This is a genomic window from Rahnella sp. PAMC25559 (assembly GCF_050632365.1).
GTDB lineage: Bacteria > Pseudomonadota > Gammaproteobacteria > Enterobacterales > Enterobacteriaceae > Rahnella > Rahnella rivi.
The window spans coordinates 2,658,402-2,672,495 of record NZ_CP192543.1; the positions used below are offsets into that span (position 1 = coordinate 2,658,402).

At 49.0% G+C, this 14,094-nt stretch carries 12 protein-coding genes and 2 tRNA genes; 5 read left to right on the plus strand and 9 right to left on the minus strand.

Translation table 11 applies throughout. The features are described from left to right. The first annotated feature begins 120 nt into the window (after window positions 1-120). Complete coding sequence (locus ACQZQY_RS13635) at window positions 121-1,134, plus strand: L,D-transpeptidase family protein (RefSeq protein ID WP_431295797.1); 1,014 nt, start codon at window positions 121-123, stop codon at window positions 1,132-1,134. 244 nt (window positions 1,135-1,378) lie between these two features. Here ACQZQY_RS13635 and ACQZQY_RS13640 read toward each other — a convergent pair whose 3' ends face one another. The 5 genes from ACQZQY_RS13640 to ACQZQY_RS13660 form a co-directional block, all read right to left on the minus strand. Then, complete coding sequence (locus ACQZQY_RS13640; protein ID WP_056773575.1) at window positions 1,379-1,615, minus strand: major outer membrane lipoprotein; 237 nt, start codon at window positions 1,613-1,615, stop codon at window positions 1,379-1,381. A gap of 292 nt (window positions 1,616-1,907) precedes the next feature. Beyond that, a complete protein-coding gene (gene pykF / locus ACQZQY_RS13645; RefSeq protein WP_056773577.1) occupies window positions 1,908-3,320 on the minus strand; it encodes a pyruvate kinase PykF in 1,413 nt (470 codons plus the stop codon). Between the two features lie 584 nt (window positions 3,321-3,904). Further along, window positions 3,905-3,981: transfer RNA gene (locus ACQZQY_RS13650), tRNA-Val, on the minus strand. Between the two features lie 28 nt (window positions 3,982-4,009). Then, window positions 4,010-4,086 (minus strand) — tRNA-Val (locus tag ACQZQY_RS13655). A 229-nt stretch (window positions 4,087-4,315) separates the two neighbouring features. Further along, window positions 4,316-5,689 (minus strand): MATE family efflux transporter, encoded by a 1,374-nt coding sequence (locus ACQZQY_RS13660; protein ID WP_056773580.1) that lies wholly within the window; start codon window positions 5,687-5,689, stop codon window positions 4,316-4,318. 254 nt (window positions 5,690-5,943) lie between these two features. On the opposite strand from ACQZQY_RS13660, the gene ACQZQY_RS13665 reads away from it, so the two are divergent. Beyond that, a complete protein-coding gene (locus ACQZQY_RS13665) occupies window positions 5,944-6,597 on the plus strand; it encodes a riboflavin synthase (protein ID WP_056773582.1) in 654 nt (217 codons plus the stop codon). Window positions 6,598-6,683: 86 nt separating this feature from the next. Here ACQZQY_RS13665 and cfa read toward each other — a convergent pair whose 3' ends face one another. Then, window positions 6,684-7,835: a cyclopropane fatty acyl phospholipid synthase gene (gene cfa, locus ACQZQY_RS13670; RefSeq protein WP_122095586.1), complete on the minus strand. Its 1,152-nt coding sequence runs from the start codon at window positions 7,833-7,835 to the stop codon at window positions 6,684-6,686. Window positions 7,836-8,185: 350 nt separating this feature from the next. Continuing rightward, the gene (gene punC, locus ACQZQY_RS13675) at window positions 8,186-9,397 is read right to left on the minus strand and encodes a purine nucleoside transporter PunC (RefSeq protein ID WP_431295798.1); all 1,212 of its coding nucleotides are present in this window, start codon (window positions 9,395-9,397) and stop codon (window positions 8,186-8,188) included. Between the two features lie 136 nt (window positions 9,398-9,533). On the opposite strand from punC, the gene punR reads away from it, so the two are divergent. Next, window positions 9,534-10,439 (plus strand): DNA-binding transcriptional activator PunR, encoded by a 906-nt coding sequence (gene punR / locus ACQZQY_RS13680; RefSeq protein WP_056773589.1) that lies wholly within the window; start codon window positions 9,534-9,536, stop codon window positions 10,437-10,439. A gap of 197 nt (window positions 10,440-10,636) precedes the next feature. Here punR and purR read toward each other — a convergent pair whose 3' ends face one another. Continuing rightward, on the minus strand, window positions 10,637-11,662 hold the full coding sequence (gene purR, locus ACQZQY_RS13685) for an HTH-type transcriptional repressor PurR (RefSeq protein WP_056773596.1): 1,026 nt from the start codon (window positions 11,660-11,662) through the stop codon (window positions 10,637-10,639). Window positions 11,663-11,995: 333 nt separating this feature from the next. On the opposite strand from purR, the gene ACQZQY_RS13690 reads away from it, so the two are divergent. Next, a complete protein-coding gene (locus tag ACQZQY_RS13690) occupies window positions 11,996-12,085 on the plus strand; it encodes a YnhF family membrane protein (RefSeq protein WP_122095584.1) in 90 nt (29 codons plus the stop codon). Window positions 12,086-12,248: 163 nt separating this feature from the next. Here ACQZQY_RS13690 and ACQZQY_RS13695 read toward each other — a convergent pair whose 3' ends face one another. Continuing rightward, the gene (locus ACQZQY_RS13695; RefSeq protein WP_122095645.1) at window positions 12,249-13,163 is read right to left on the minus strand and encodes a C40 family peptidase; all 915 of its coding nucleotides are present in this window, start codon (window positions 13,161-13,163) and stop codon (window positions 12,249-12,251) included. A 459-nt stretch (window positions 13,164-13,622) separates the two neighbouring features. On the opposite strand from ACQZQY_RS13695, the gene ACQZQY_RS13700 reads away from it, so the two are divergent. Then, window positions 13,623-13,970 carry a Grx4 family monothiol glutaredoxin gene (locus tag ACQZQY_RS13700; RefSeq protein ID WP_056773605.1) on the plus strand — a complete coding sequence of 116 codons (348 nt, stop codon included), beginning with the start codon at window positions 13,623-13,625 and terminating at the stop codon, window positions 13,968-13,970. The last annotated feature ends 124 nt before the right edge of the window (window positions 13,971-14,094 follow it).

Below are 14,094 nucleotides of genomic sequence, written 5' to 3' on the forward strand. Positions count from 1 at the left end.
TAGGTAACTTTCTGATTTTCTGCGGTTTGATTGCCTTGAGGTTCTGCGCTGCTAGTATTAACAGACAAGATAATTGTCTGGCCTCAGATCCTCTGAGTGCAGGCCCAAAAAGGACTGAGTATGAGACGCGCATTACCCCTTTTGGCGATGTTAGTTGGCACAATGATGGCAACGCACTCCCTGACCGCAAGTGCAGCGGAATACCCTCTGCCGCCGGATAATAGCCGCCTGATAGGCGAAAACACGACTTATGTGGTACCTAATGACGGTCAGCCGCTGGAAGCCGTAGCGGCTAAATATCAAATTGGTCTGATTGCTATGCTTGAAGCGAACCCGGGTACGGACCCTTATTTACCAAAAGCCGGTAGCGTGCTGACCATTCCTTCGCAAATGCTTTTACCAGATACCAAACGTGAGGGTATCGTTGTCAACCTCGCCGAACTTCGCCTCTATTATTATCCAAAAGGTGAAGACAAAGTGATCGTCTATCCGATTGGTATCGGCCAGTTAGGGCGAAATACCCCGGAGATGGTAACGTCAGTGAGCCAAAAAATCCCCAACCCGACGTGGACTCCGACCGCCAATATTCGTAAAGCTTACCTGAAAGATGGCATTAAACTGCCTGGAATGGTGCCCGCAGGGCCGGAGAATCCAATGGGGCTATTTGCGATGCGTCTGTCAGCCGGGACCGGGCAGTATTTAATCCACGGCACCAACGCCAACTTTGGCATTGGAATGCGAGTGAGCTCAGGATGTATCCGTTTGCGTCCTGATGATATCGAAGCGTTGTTTAATACAGTGCCGAAGGGCACGCGCGTGCAGATCATCAATCAGCCAATCAAATATGACATTGAGCCAGACGGTAAACGCTATATCGAAGTTCATCAGCCACTGTCGCATACTGAAAAAGATGATCCGCAAACCAAGCCGATAGCCTTGACGGCTGCGATGAAAAAATTCATTAAGCATGACGACACCAATGCTGCGATGGTGAAAGAAGCGATTACACGTCGTTCCGGTATGCCTGTGGTAGTGAATGTGGGGGATAAAGCCACCGGTACGGCGCCCGCTGCCAGCGACCCGCAGACGGCTTCAACGCCACAACCCGTTGTGAGTACCGCAAGCACGCAGTAAGCGTCGCAAAACCACTGCTGAAGCGATTTTTTCCTGAGGAGCCACTACGGCTCCTTTTTTGTGCCTGACGCTCAGGGCGCAGCGAGAGAGGTATTTAGAAACGGATTGTTAAGTCAGATGTGTCAGCTGGAAACAAAATGGAAGGTCGCGATATGGGAGGAGTACGAAGAGGGGAAAGAGGGCGAGGAAAAACAGATAAAAAAAATGGCGCACTGAGTGCGCCATTGAACTAGAGAAGTAAATATTACTTCTTGTAAGCGTGAGCTTGGTTGTCAAGACGTTGGTTAGCACGTGCTGCGTCGTCTTTAGCTGCCTGAACGTCAGAACGCATTGCGTTCACGTCGTTGCTCAGTTGGTCAACTTTAGAGTTCAGAGTAGAAACGTCTGAAGACAGTTGATCGATTTTAGCGTTGCTTGAACAACCAGCCAGCATAGTTGAAGCCAGGATTACAGCGCCCAGTACCAGTTTAGTGCGATTCATTATAAAACCCTCTAGATTAAGTTAATCTCCATGTAGCGTTACAAGTATTACACAAACTATTTTCTAATGAGAATAATTTTTTGTAGGTAAACGCTATATTTTGATCGTTCGCTCAAAGAAGCATCTTTTTTTACGAAAAAGTTAAAAATTGCTTCGAAAACAGCTGTTTTCCATGGGACTTATCCCAATTTCAGTACGTCTGCCTCAAGCCATTTTTAAGAAAAAAATGCTTCCCGAAGAAATAAACGCCACGGGATGCGGCGTTTATTCATGCTCTGGGTCACGTTTTTATTTAAACAACGTGCACCGAAGAAGTATTGGTTGTGCCGCTTTGAACCAGCGCGCCAGAAACCATCACTACGATATCACCTTTCTGAGCTAAACCGCTTTCAATCGCCGCTTCTTTACCAATGCGGTAGAAATCATCAGTAGAGGCAATTTCTTTTACCAGCTGAGTCACTACGCCTTTGGTCAGGATTAACTGACGGGCAGTGATTTCATTCGTGGTCAGCGCCAGGATAGTCGCGTGCGGGAAGTATTTACGCACAGCTTTAGCAGATTTACCACCGCTGGTTGCAACAACGATCAATGGAGCATCCAGTTTTTCAGCAGTTTCTACTGCGCCACGGCAAACGGCTTCAGTAATACGCAGTTTGCGATTGTCGTTCTGACCATCAATGCGGCTCTGCATAACGCGGTCAGTACGGGCACAAATGGTCGCCATGATAGTCACGGCTTCCAGCGGATATTTACCTTTAGCACTTTCACCTGACAGCATAACAGCGTCAGTACCGTCGATGATGGCGTTAGCCACGTCGCCTGCTTCAGCGCGGGTAGGGCGTGGGTTTTTGATCATGGAATCGAGCATTTGCGTAGCGGTGATAACCACTTTGCGCGCACGGTTACATTTTTCGATCATCATCTTCTGCGCGAAGATAACTTCTTCAACCGGGATCTCAACACCCAGGTCACCACGTGCAACCATGATGCCGTCTGATGCTTCGAGGATTTCGTCGAAGTTGTTCAGGCCTTCCTGGTTTTCAATTTTGGAGATGATCTGGATATGCTCACCACCGTGGTTTTTCAGGTGCTCGCGAATTTCCAGAACGTCAGAACGTTTACGGATGAAAGAAGCAGCAACAAAGTCAACGCCTTGTTCACAACCGAAGATCAGGTCGCGCTTGTCTTTTTCAGCCAGCGCAGGCAGAGCGATAGAAACGCCTGGCAGGTTAACGCCTTTGTTTTCGCCCAGGTCACCGTTGTTCAGAACTTTACAGGTAACTTCGGTTTCGGTGACGTTAGTCACTTCCATGCCGATCAGGCCATCGTCCACCAGAATGGTGTTGCCAATTTTCAGGTCGGCGGCGAAACCTGCGTAGGTCACAGCAACGCGTTCGGTGTTACCGATTACGCTCTGGTCGGTAGTGAAGGTGTAAGTCTGACCCGCAACCAGTGCAGCATCTTTGCCGCCTTCCAGTTTCATGGTGCGGATTTCAGGACCTTTGGTGTCCAGCAGGATAGCTGCTTTGTGGCCGGTAGAGGCCATCACGTTGCGGATGTTTTTAATGCGTTGACCGTGCTCTTCGTAATCACCGTGAGAGAAGTTCAGACGCATTACGTTCATGCCTGCATCAAGCAGTTTGGTCAGCATTTCTTCGGATTCAGTTTTCGGTCCGATGGTACAAACAATTTTGGTCTTTTTCATGACGATTTTATCTACAAGTTGTGATGGATTGGAAAAGTGTTTGCCTGACAGCAGGGCTGCCCGCGCGGAATTGAAGTCTTGCCTGGTTGAATCAAATCATTACTAAGCGTAGAAGACTGTGAAAGGAATGGTGTAGTTAGTTCAGCCAAAGCATAGCGATTAGTGCGATTTAAGATCGCTACGGGAGTGGTCACGCTTTTATAAGTGCGATATCGACAGATCAAGGGGCTGAAACCATTCAATCGAAGAGACGATGCATATTATAGAGGGGAACGAGGCGGGAAACCAAATAAAAAACGTGATAAAGCGCAAGCTTAGGGCAGATGACAGAGTGTTGTTGCGCAAATACCCAAAGTGGGCAGAGCGGAAACCACAGGGTATAACAGATTCGTTACGGGACCGGCGAAAATGCCACAACTTCGAAATAAACCGGTTAAAGGCAAGACGAACATATGCGTGTGGTCGGGAAATCCTGAAAACAGATAATCATCAGAGGAGGTGCTGGTGTTTATAGAGGAAGCAGTTGGATTCAAAGCAGGGAGTGAAATCGTGAAAGTCACACAGGGAGTAACCGGGAGTTGCTTTGGTGCGTCCGAGTGGACTCGAACCACCGACCCCCACCATGTCAAGGTGGTGCTCTAACCAACTGAGCTACGGACGCACATCATGCAACGGTACTGCTTCGAAATTGGTGCGTCCGAGTGGACTCGAACCACCGACCCCCACCATGTCAAGGTGGTGCTCTAACCAACTGAGCTACGGACGCATCGTTTTCTTTCTTGTCAGCCAGTGCTGGCGACGGGGACGAATATTAACGACGTCTCTGAATACTGGCAAGGGAAAAAAGACATTTTTCTTTCATAATGTGCACGACTGACGAGCTTATGCGCATTGCGTTGTTTTTTTAGGCATAACGGCCTTCGCTCAGGGGCAAAAGCCACGCGCAGATGAATCATTTTTAGCGCATGGCCAGTGATTGCGTAAGTGAAAGACGGTTAACGGCCTGCTTTTTGCAAAATGGTGAACGACGTTTGTTTTTGCAGCCAGCGCATGCGTACCGTCATCATCACGGCGGCGAAGGTCAGTCCGAGAATAAATCCGCACCAGAATCCACTCGGTCCCATTCGTGGCACCAGCAAATCGGTCAGTCCGAGGGTATATCCCACCGGAAGACCCAGAACCCAATACGCAACAAACGTAATATAGAAGATGGAACGCGTATCTTTATAGCCGCGCAAAATCCCGCTGCCGATTACCTGGATCGCATCTGAAATCTGAAAAAGCGCAGCAAAGATCAGAAGATGTGACGCGAGAGTAACCACTTCCGGGCTGTCGTTATACAGTGCCGCGATGTGCTCACGGAACAGAATCGCCGTCATCCCTGTACAACAGGCCATGACGATACCGGTCACAATACTGGTGTAAGCGGCGACTTTTGCCCCTTCAACAGAAGATTCACCAAGCCGTGAACCGACGCGGATCGTCGCAGCCACACCCAACGACAGCGGGACGACAAACATCAGTGAACCGACGTTAAGCGCAATCTGGTGGCTGGCAACGGCCACAATTCCCAGCGGAGAAACCAGCAGGGCAACGATGGCAAACAGCGTCACTTCGAAGAATAATGCCAGCGCGATCGGCAAACCCAGCTGGATCAACCGGCGTAGCGTCGGCCAGTCAGGTTTAGCAAAGCGTGAGGGCGGGGCAATATCTTTCAGTGCGCGATTATGGCGCACGTAAAAGCGCATCATGAAAAACATCACCCAATATACGGCACCCGTTGCCACGCCGCAGCCGACCCCGCCAAGGGCCGGAGCACCGAATTTTCCGTAGATGAAAATATAGTTAACCGGAATATTCACCAGCAGGCCAATAAAACCAAACACCATGCCCGGCTTGGTTTTAGACAATCCTTCACACTGGTCGCGCAGCACCTGGAAAAACAAATAGCCTGGCGCGCCCCACATAATGGCGTGCAGATAGCCGATGGCTTTTCGTTGAAGCTCAGGGTCAATGTTATGCATCAGACCAATGATCTGATCGCAGTGATAAAGTACGGCGATGATCAGCACTGAAACACCGGAGGCCAGCCAGAAACCCTGCTGCACCTGATGTCCGATTTTATCCCGTCGGCCCGCGCCGTTGAGATGCGCAATGGTCGGTGTCAGCGAAAGCAATAAACCGTGGCCGAATAAGATGGCCGGTAACCAAATGGAGGTCCCGACGGCGACAGCAGCCATATCCGTCGCGCTGACTGAACCGGCCATTATTGTATCCACCACACCCATGGATGTCTGGGCTATTTGCGCAAGGATGACCGGGATGGCAAGTGCTAATAACACCCGCGCTTCTGCGAGGTACTTCTGCACAGATACACCTTTATTGTTGATTATTTTGAATAAAAAAACGCCATTTAAGGCGACATTGACGTGTAGAGAATAGCCAGAAGATTGTACCTTTTCAGTATTTTTAAGCAAACGATGCGGTTAATGGTTAGTTAAATAATGAGATCACCGGAACCTGTGCTATTTGTGCCGCAGAGATTTGGCTTTCAATTAAATCTGCGGCAAACTGGCGGCAGCGTTGTCTTAATACAACAGATTTCAGAATTGAGGAAAGGGCTATGTTTACCGGAATTGTTCAGGGTACCGGAACGGTTGTATCGATTGATGAAAAACCGAATTTCCGTACCCATGTTGTACGCATGCCAGAGGATATGCTGGATAATCTTCAGCTCGGCGCTTCGGTATCGCACAACGGCTGTTGCCTGACGGTCACGGAAGTACAGGGTGACCTGGTCAGTTTTGATTTGATGAAAGAGACTCTGCGGCTGACCAATCTTGGTGATTTACAGGTTGGCGATCTGGTCAATCTGGAGCGTGCTGCACGATTTAATGATGAAATCGGTGGCCATTTAATGTCAGGGCATATTATTTGTACTGCCGAAGTCGCAAAAATTCTCACCTCAGAAAATAACCGTCAGATCTGGTTCCGCATGCCGCATGAAGATTTGATGAAATATGTATTACATAAAGGTTATATCGGCATTGATGGTATTAGTCTGACCATTGGCGAAGTCACCCGTACTCGTTTTTGCGTGCATTTAATTCCGGAAACGTTGCAGCGCACAACATTAGGCGCCAGACGCCTCGGCGATAAAATTAATATTGAAATCGATCCGCAAACTCAGGCGATCGTCGATACGGTTGAACGTGTGTTAGCCAGCCGCGAAGCGGCTATTGCGACGGCGCAGGCGATGATTGAGAAAGCGGAATAATTGCATCGCACTTTCAGAAGTGAATAAAAAAATCCGGGCGCTTATGCCCGGATTTTTTATGTGTTGCGCTGCCATTAATTAACGAATTAACGCGGAACGCGCAGTCCACCGTCAACCCCTTCAGGGCTGAAGACCACTTGCCAAAGCTGAAGATCGCGCGCGCGGAAAGCCCCTGCGCAGGCATTGAGGTAATAGGTGAACATCCTGTGAAAGCGATCGCCGTAGCGCTCTGCCAATTCCGGCCAGTGAATCTGGAAACGTTCATGCCACGCCATCAATGTTCGGTCGTAATCAGCACCGATATTGTGCCAGTCTTCCATCACGAACAGGGATTCACTGGTGTGCGCAATCTGTTGAATCGAAGGCAGACAACCGTTCGGGAAGATATATTTGTCGATCCACGGATCCACGCTCAGGTCGGTTTTATTTGAGCCGATAGTATGCAGCAGGAATATGCCGTCTGGCTTGATGTTGCGCTTCACGACATTGAAATAGGTCTGATAATTCTTCGGCCCAACATGCTCAAACATCCCAACCGACACAATGCGGTCAAACTGATCGTTCAGGTCGCGGTAATCCTTCAACAGAATCGTGACATCCAGCCCCTCACAACGTGCCTGTGCGAGCTTTTGCTGCTCAGCGGAAATGGTCACACCCACCACGCTGACCCCATAATGGCGCGCTGCATATTCAGATAATCCGCCCCAGCCGCAACCAATATCGAGCAAACGCAGACCCGGTTTTAATTGCAGTTTGTCGCAGATCATTTTGAGTTTCGCTTCCTGCGCCTGCTCCAGGGTAGTGGCTTCTTTCCAGTAGCCGCAGGAATATTGCATATAGGGATCGAGCATGAGAGTGAATAAATCATTGCCCAGATCGTAATGCTCTTTACCGACAATCCACGCGCGTTTACGGGATTGCAAATTGGTGAGACGTGCTGCTGCGATGCGTAGTGTGTCTTTAAAATGGTGGGGAAGTTTATCTTCTAAACCGGCTCGCAAAACGCGCTGGAAAAAGATATCCAGACGTTCACATTCCCACCAGCCATCCATATAACTTTCACCCAAACCCAGAGAACCTTCCTGCAAAACACGCTTGAAGAAGTCAGTGTTTTTTACTTTAAGGTCAAAAGGGCGATTACCATTAATCTGGATGTCGGCGGAAGATAACATTTCGCTGACGATCCGATACCACTGATTATCCTGAATGCTTTGGTCTTCAATACACGATGAACTCATAGCTTCTCCATCACTTTCTCTTCTGACTTATTAACCTGCCGGGAAAAGCAAAGGCTATTTGTGCAGGTCTTTATGAGAACAGACGACTCAGCGCCCCGTCCGATATTCGACACCAACAGAGGAAATTTAGAGGAACCCCTGCAAACCAACAGGTTTACAGGTCAATCATCCTTGAAATAATTGTGTGACGCGATCCGCGTAGCACACAAAAGCTTGTAATAAAGATTTTGTAAAAGTGTTATTTTTAGAGGTTTTATTGAGTATAGGCTCGCCTGCATGCATTCTCAATAGTTAATCGACTTGAGAACTAATGACCTTTAAGTGATTGTAACTCAAGGTCATTATTGCGATCAGTGAGTAGAACGTGCTTCAGTCTGCTGACAGGACTCTTTGCTGTCTGCCTGGCGTTTTGTTTGTCGTTGTGACAACCAGCGACCTAAAACTACCAAGATGAGTGTAGACAGCATGGTGGTAACTGTCGCCATAAGAGGTTGCGCAATAAATGCGGAAACCATCAGACTGGCAATAAAACATAGCCCTAACTGCAGGGTATTCTGCAACGCGGCGGCTTTGCCTGTATTAGCAGGAAATGGCATTAATGCATTTGCGACGACAATTGGATAGATTGCACCATTCACCAAAGCCATCAAACAGAACGGAATCAACAGACTCACTAAACCGGCATCGGTGAACATGGCAATAACAAACAGCCAGACAACGCTCAGGCAATAACCTGCTAATAAAAATGGCAGAATTTTGTTGCCATCCATTTTGCTGATCATTAACCGGCAACCAAAACCCCCCAGCAGGAACGCGATTGTCTGCGGTACGTAGCTCAGGCCAATAACCGCCGGTGTGTAACCCATATCACTCAAAATGAACGGTGAACCGGTCAGCCATGCGAAAAAACCCGCAGAGCAGGCGGCGTAAATCATCACATTACCCGTGTAAATACGGGAAGTGAGCAAAGTACCAAAACCGGCTTTATTTTCGGGCGGATGTTCTGCGTGCTTTTTATCACGCAAGGTCAACGTGGTGATAAGGAGGATCACCGTGACCCCTGTCAGCAGAGCGAAAATCGCTTCCCAGTCAAAGTGATTCAGTACCCATGCGCCGAGCAGCGGTGCCAGAGCCGGCGAGAGTGCGACCAGCGGCATGATGCTGGCGAAGGTTTTTTTCGCAACATCCGGTGAGAAACGGTCAACGACGATTGCCTGCCATGTGACTGCGGCGGCACACACACCAACGGCCTGTAAGAAACGCAGCGCCAGCAGCGCACGCACATTTTCCACCCACAAAATACCCAGACAGCCAATGGCAAACAGCGTCAGGCCGATAATCAGCACCGGTTTACGGCCAATGCGGTCGGAGAGAGGGCCCCAGAGCAGTTGCCCGATCGCGAAACCGCCGAGGAAAATACTCAGGCTGGCGCTGATCATGCCCGGACTGGTCATCAGGCTGATTTGCATCGCGCTGAAGGCGGGAAGATACATATCTGTGGCTAAAAAGCCGAGCATGCTCAATCCGGCGAGATAGAGCATAAATCCAAAGGAGGGTTTCATTATTGTCTCGTTAATTTATGTATTGCAGATGATGTGATGCAGAAAACAGTTGGGATGCAGAGTTTAACGCTTTGATAACAGTCTTGTGAAACGCTAATATTTGCAATCTGCTGTGAAAAATATTGAAGGCTAAGTGATGTGGTCAGAATACGCCCTTGAAGTGGTTGATGCGGTAGCACGTACCGGTAGTTTCAGCGCAGCAGCGCAGGATCTTCACCGTGTGCCTTCTGCCATAAGCTATACCGTTCGTCAGCTGGAGAACTGGCTGGCTGTTCCTTTGTTTGAACGGCGTCACCGTGACGTGGTGCTGACGCCTGCCGGAAAAGTTTTCGTTGATGAAGCACGGATTCTGACAAAAAAAATGATAGCTACGCGTCGGCAGTGCCAGCAGGTCGCAAACGGCTGGCGTGGCGAGCTGCGGGTGGCGGTAGACCGAATTGTGAAACCCGCCAGAACGCGGCGGCTGGTGCTCGATTTCTATCGTCATTTCCCTGATACGGAACTTATCATTCATTCCGAAGTATTTAACGGCGTCTGGGATGCACTGGTCGATGGCCGCGCAGACGTGGCAATTGGCGCGACGCGGGCGGTGCCGGTGGGCGGGCGTTTCAGTTTTCGCGATATGGGTTTTATGGACTGGCACTGTGTCGTCAGCCCTCAGCATCCGCTTGCGCAACTCTCCGGCACGCTGAACGATGACCAACTGCGGCCTTATCCGGCGCTGTGTCTGGAGGATACCTCGCGCACTTTACCCAAGCGTGATACCTGGACGCTGGATAATCAGCGGCGCCTGGTCGTGCCTGACTGGACTTGCGCGCTGGAGTGTCTGAGCGAAGGTTTATGCGTAGGGATGATGCCGGTTCATCGCGTGAGTCATCAGATTGAACAGCAAAAATTACAGGTTCTGGCGCTGGAGAATACCTTCCCTGACAGCCCGTGTTGCCTGACGTGGGATCAGAGTAATTCCTCTCCTTCGCTGGCCTGGCTGCTGGAATACATGGGCGATACAGAAACGATGAATCAGGAATGGTTACGGGATTAGAAAATAAACACCCACCTCTCCGGGAGGCGGATGTTTACTGGTGTGATAAATGTTTGGTCAGAACGTAACTCTTACCCCGCATTGGCCTGCCAGGAGTGAATACCCTCATCGTCGCTGCTTAAACGCTGCTGATACCGGAAGCCAGTATTGACCGGGACGAGAAAAAAACGCCTGTACAGGCAGGCGTCAGATTTTTGTTAACGGCGATAATCGCGGAAAGGACCGTCAGCTACTGAACGGCGCTCGACCAGTTTGGGATGGACCTCAATGGTCTGTGATTCTTCACGTTTGCTGATAATTCTGTCCAGCAGCATGGTAAACGCCATTTCGCCCAGACGCTCTTTCGGCTGATGCACAGTGGTTAACGCCGGAGAGAAATAACGCGCATTTCGCACATTGTCATATCCGATCACCGAAATATCCTGCGGTACGCGTAAACCGAGCTCATCTGCCGCACAGATAGCCCCCATCGCCATCACATCACCGCCACAGAAAACAGCAGTAGGGCGCTGTTTCTGCATCAGGATTTTGTGCATCGCCTGATAACCCGATTCCGGTTCGAAATCACCCTGAACCACCCACTCTTCGCGCAGAGGAATGTTGGCTTCGTTCAGCGCCTTAACGAAACCCTGGAAACGACCACCACCGGTATTACGCGCCAGTTGCCCTGGGATCACGCCAATATCACGATGCCCGCGTTCAATCAGATAACGACCGGCCATATAACCGCCTTCGAAGGCGTTGTCGATAATGCTGTCAGTGAAGTTTTTGCGTGCCTCGCCCCAGTCCATGACGACCATCGGAATGGAGCGGTATTCTTCCAGCATATTCAGCAGTTCATCCGGATATTCCGCGCACATTACCAGCAAGCCGTCGACGCGTTTTTGCGCCAGCATTTGCAGATAGGCCTGTTGTTTCTCCAGATTATTATGCGAGTTACACAAAATCAGCGTGTAGCCTTTGGAGAAACAGCTGTTTTCAACGGCTTCAATGACTTCGGCAAAGTAGGGCGCTTCACTTGAGGTCGCCAGCAGGCCAATGGTTTTGGTGTTATTGACCTTCAGGCTGCGTGCAACGGCGCTTGGCGAGTAGTGAAGCTCTTTGATAGCCAGCAGAACCGCGGTTTTGGTGTCTTCGGCGACGAAACGTGTTTTATTGATGACGTGCGACACGGTTGTGGTGGAAACGCCAGCGCGCTTAGCGACATCTTTAATCGTTGCCATGTAAACAATGACTCCTGAACTCACGTGTTTCAGCACGTTAGCATTATGTTAATCGTTTGCTTGCGTGGATTTCACTGCGGGCTTTTAAAAAGGCAGTGAAATCGTTGGGTGGATTCGTCAGAGTGAGGCGCAAAACGCTCTCGGGTGAAATCGACCGGCACACAGGCGTGGTAACCGACAATTTTCTCTTATAATGCAGCAAAGTGGAAGTGTTATTGTGGAATATCGCGCATGAATCAACGCGGGATTTTAGCGATGAAGTATGAGAAAATGCGTTGGCACACATTTTATGTGGCTTAATGAAACGCCACAATTGATCCGTAAGGGGGTTTTATGGACAGTAATTTGAAATTGTCGTTGATTACCACTGTTTGCGCGTTGCTTATGATTATTGCTTTCAGCTTCACTGCAGTGATGAACTAAAAGCCCCGTCATCGGGCAACAAAAAGGGCGAACCCTTATAGAGGGATCGCCCTTTTTCAATTTTGCACACTGACCCTTTCGCCGACATTCTTCCCTGCACAAACGCTTCGTTAAATGCTATTCAGTGATGATTAGCGGAACTTCAAATTTAACGAACTGCTTATTATCGGATCGTTTTCGGGGTCATTACCCGACGTGCACCTACATAATGATCTTGCCAGTAATCGTCGCCCAGTGAGGTAATTTTGATGTCTTCACCGGTACGCGGAGACTGAATAAACTTGCCGTTACCGACGTATACCCCGACATGGTCCGCGGCACCGCGGTTATTAATTCTAAAGAAGACCAGATCGCCGGACTCCAGTTCACCGCGTTTCACCGGTGCGGCATCGCGCAGGTGGTACATCTCGTTAGCGGTGCGTGGCATTTTGATACGAATCAGATCTTTATACGCGTAATACACTAAACCACTGCAATCGAAACCGGTATTGGGTGAGGTACCACCCCAGCGATAAGGTTTGCCGACCTGGTGCATCAGCTTGGTCATCGCCGTTTGCTGAGCATGCTGATAACGTTTCTTGTGGGTCGCGCTTAACGTAATGGGCTTGCTGTCTTCTTCGGCTAATTTCTTGCCTTTTCGGTGTCGGCCATACGCTTCTTTCTTGCTGGTCTTTACAGTGGCGTTTTTCGCCAAAGCCCGGGTTTTACTTTTCTTATCTGCTTTGGTTTCAGCTCTGGTGGTTTTGAGTGTTTTTTCTTTCTTACTCTCGGCCTTACTTTCAGCTCGCGTCGTTTTCACTGTTTTGACAGAAGAGGCCTTTCGCGTCACCAGTTCGGTGCTTTTGACTCTCTTCCTGGCATTTTTTTCCTGACTCTGTTGTTCTTTCACCGGTGCCACTTTGGTTTTTTTAGTGGTTTTCGCTGCAACCGTTTTTCGCTTTCGACGTTCCTCAGGGGCAACCTGATTAACATGACTCTTTCGCTGATCGGCAGAAACACGACTCTGCGGTGACGCATGAGCAATATTCAGAAACAGCTGGGTAAAGAGCAGCACAAAAAGCGTGAACAGTAAGCGCATAGCTTCGTTACCATAGGTGGTTAGGTTAAACATCAGAGATGTCAGAGTATTGCCTAAAAGAACCAGACAAAACAGCACGAATTGCATCGATTCTAGATCATATTGTGAGAAAAAGTTAATAGCTTTTAAAACGTCGAAATAAACGCCATTTTTAGTGAATAAAATGACCGTTTTTCAGTAGGTTAATATTTGTGTTAAACCATGGCGAAATGCAAATCCCTGGTTAATGTCATCGCCAAAAATGTTATTCTCGATGAATCTTTATTTTAGTGAGCCCGCACGCAGGCACTTAAAATAGTGAAATAAAATGTCAGTATTGCGAAAGACCCTGCAAAAAATGGCGTTTTTATCTGATAGCTGCCATCGTTACAATAGAGGGCAATGTGATTCAGCACTTTTTTGTGCTGCGCGTGAAGAGTAATGACCGTGACAGCCTGTACCGGCTTGAGGAAGCAAGAAATGACCACTCCAACAATTGAAAAAATTCAGAAGCAAGTTTCTGAAAACCCGATTCTGCTGTACATGAAAGGTTCGCCAAAACTGCCAAGCTGCGGTTTTTCTGCACAAGCAGTTCAGGCATTGTCTGCCTGTGGTGAACGTTTCGCTTACGTCGATATCCTGCAGAACCCGGATATCCGCGCAGAGATGCCAAAATTTGCTAACTGGCCTACCTTCCCGCAGCTGTGGGTTGATGGTGAACTGGTCGGCGGTTGTGACATCGTGATTGAAATGTATCAGCGTGGCGAACTGCAACAGCTGATCAAAGAAACCGCTGAGAAATACAAATCTTCTGAATCTGAAGAGTAATCAGCAGCGGAAATTGGCCGCCTTCAGGGCTGCTGATGACAATAAAAAGAGCGACATTACGTCGCTCTTTTTGTTTTTATGCGTCCGGCCTGTTTGTCCGTCAGCGTATTCCTTCACGTCAACC

Excerpts from the sequence above, each read along its gene's own strand:
- ACQZQY_RS13635 (WP_431295797.1), top strand. The coding sequence starts at position 121 with ATGAGACGCGCATTACCCCTTTTGGCGATGTTAGTTGGCACAATGATG.
- pykF (WP_056773577.1), bottom strand. The coding sequence starts at position 3,320 with ATGAAAAAGACCAAAATTGTTTGTACCATCGGACCGAAAACTGAATCC.
- ACQZQY_RS13700 (WP_056773605.1), top strand. The coding sequence starts at position 13,623 with ATGACCACTCCAACAATTGAAAAAATTCAGAAGCAAGTTTCTGAAAAC.
- ACQZQY_RS13665 (WP_056773582.1), top strand. The coding sequence starts at position 5,944 with ATGTTTACCGGAATTGTTCAGGGTACCGGAACGGTTGTATCGATTGAT.
- punR (WP_056773589.1), top strand. The coding sequence starts at position 9,534 with ATGTGGTCAGAATACGCCCTTGAAGTGGTTGATGCGGTAGCACGTACC.
- ACQZQY_RS13695 (WP_122095645.1), bottom strand. The coding sequence starts at position 13,163 with ATGCGCTTACTGTTCACGCTTTTTGTGCTGCTCTTTACCCAGCTGTTT.
- cfa (WP_122095586.1), bottom strand. The coding sequence starts at position 7,835 with ATGAGTTCATCGTGTATTGAAGACCAAAGCATTCAGGATAATCAGTGG.
- ACQZQY_RS13640 (WP_056773575.1), bottom strand. The coding sequence starts at position 1,615 with ATGAATCGCACTAAACTGGTACTGGGCGCTGTAATCCTGGCTTCAACT.
- punC (WP_431295798.1), bottom strand. The coding sequence starts at position 9,397 with ATGAAACCCTCCTTTGGATTTATGCTCTATCTCGCCGGATTGAGCATG.
- ACQZQY_RS13690 (WP_122095584.1), top strand. The coding sequence starts at position 11,996 with ATGGACAGTAATTTGAAATTGTCGTTGATTACCACTGTTTGCGCGTTG.
- purR (WP_056773596.1), bottom strand. The coding sequence starts at position 11,662 with ATGGCAACGATTAAAGATGTCGCTAAGCGCGCTGGCGTTTCCACCACA.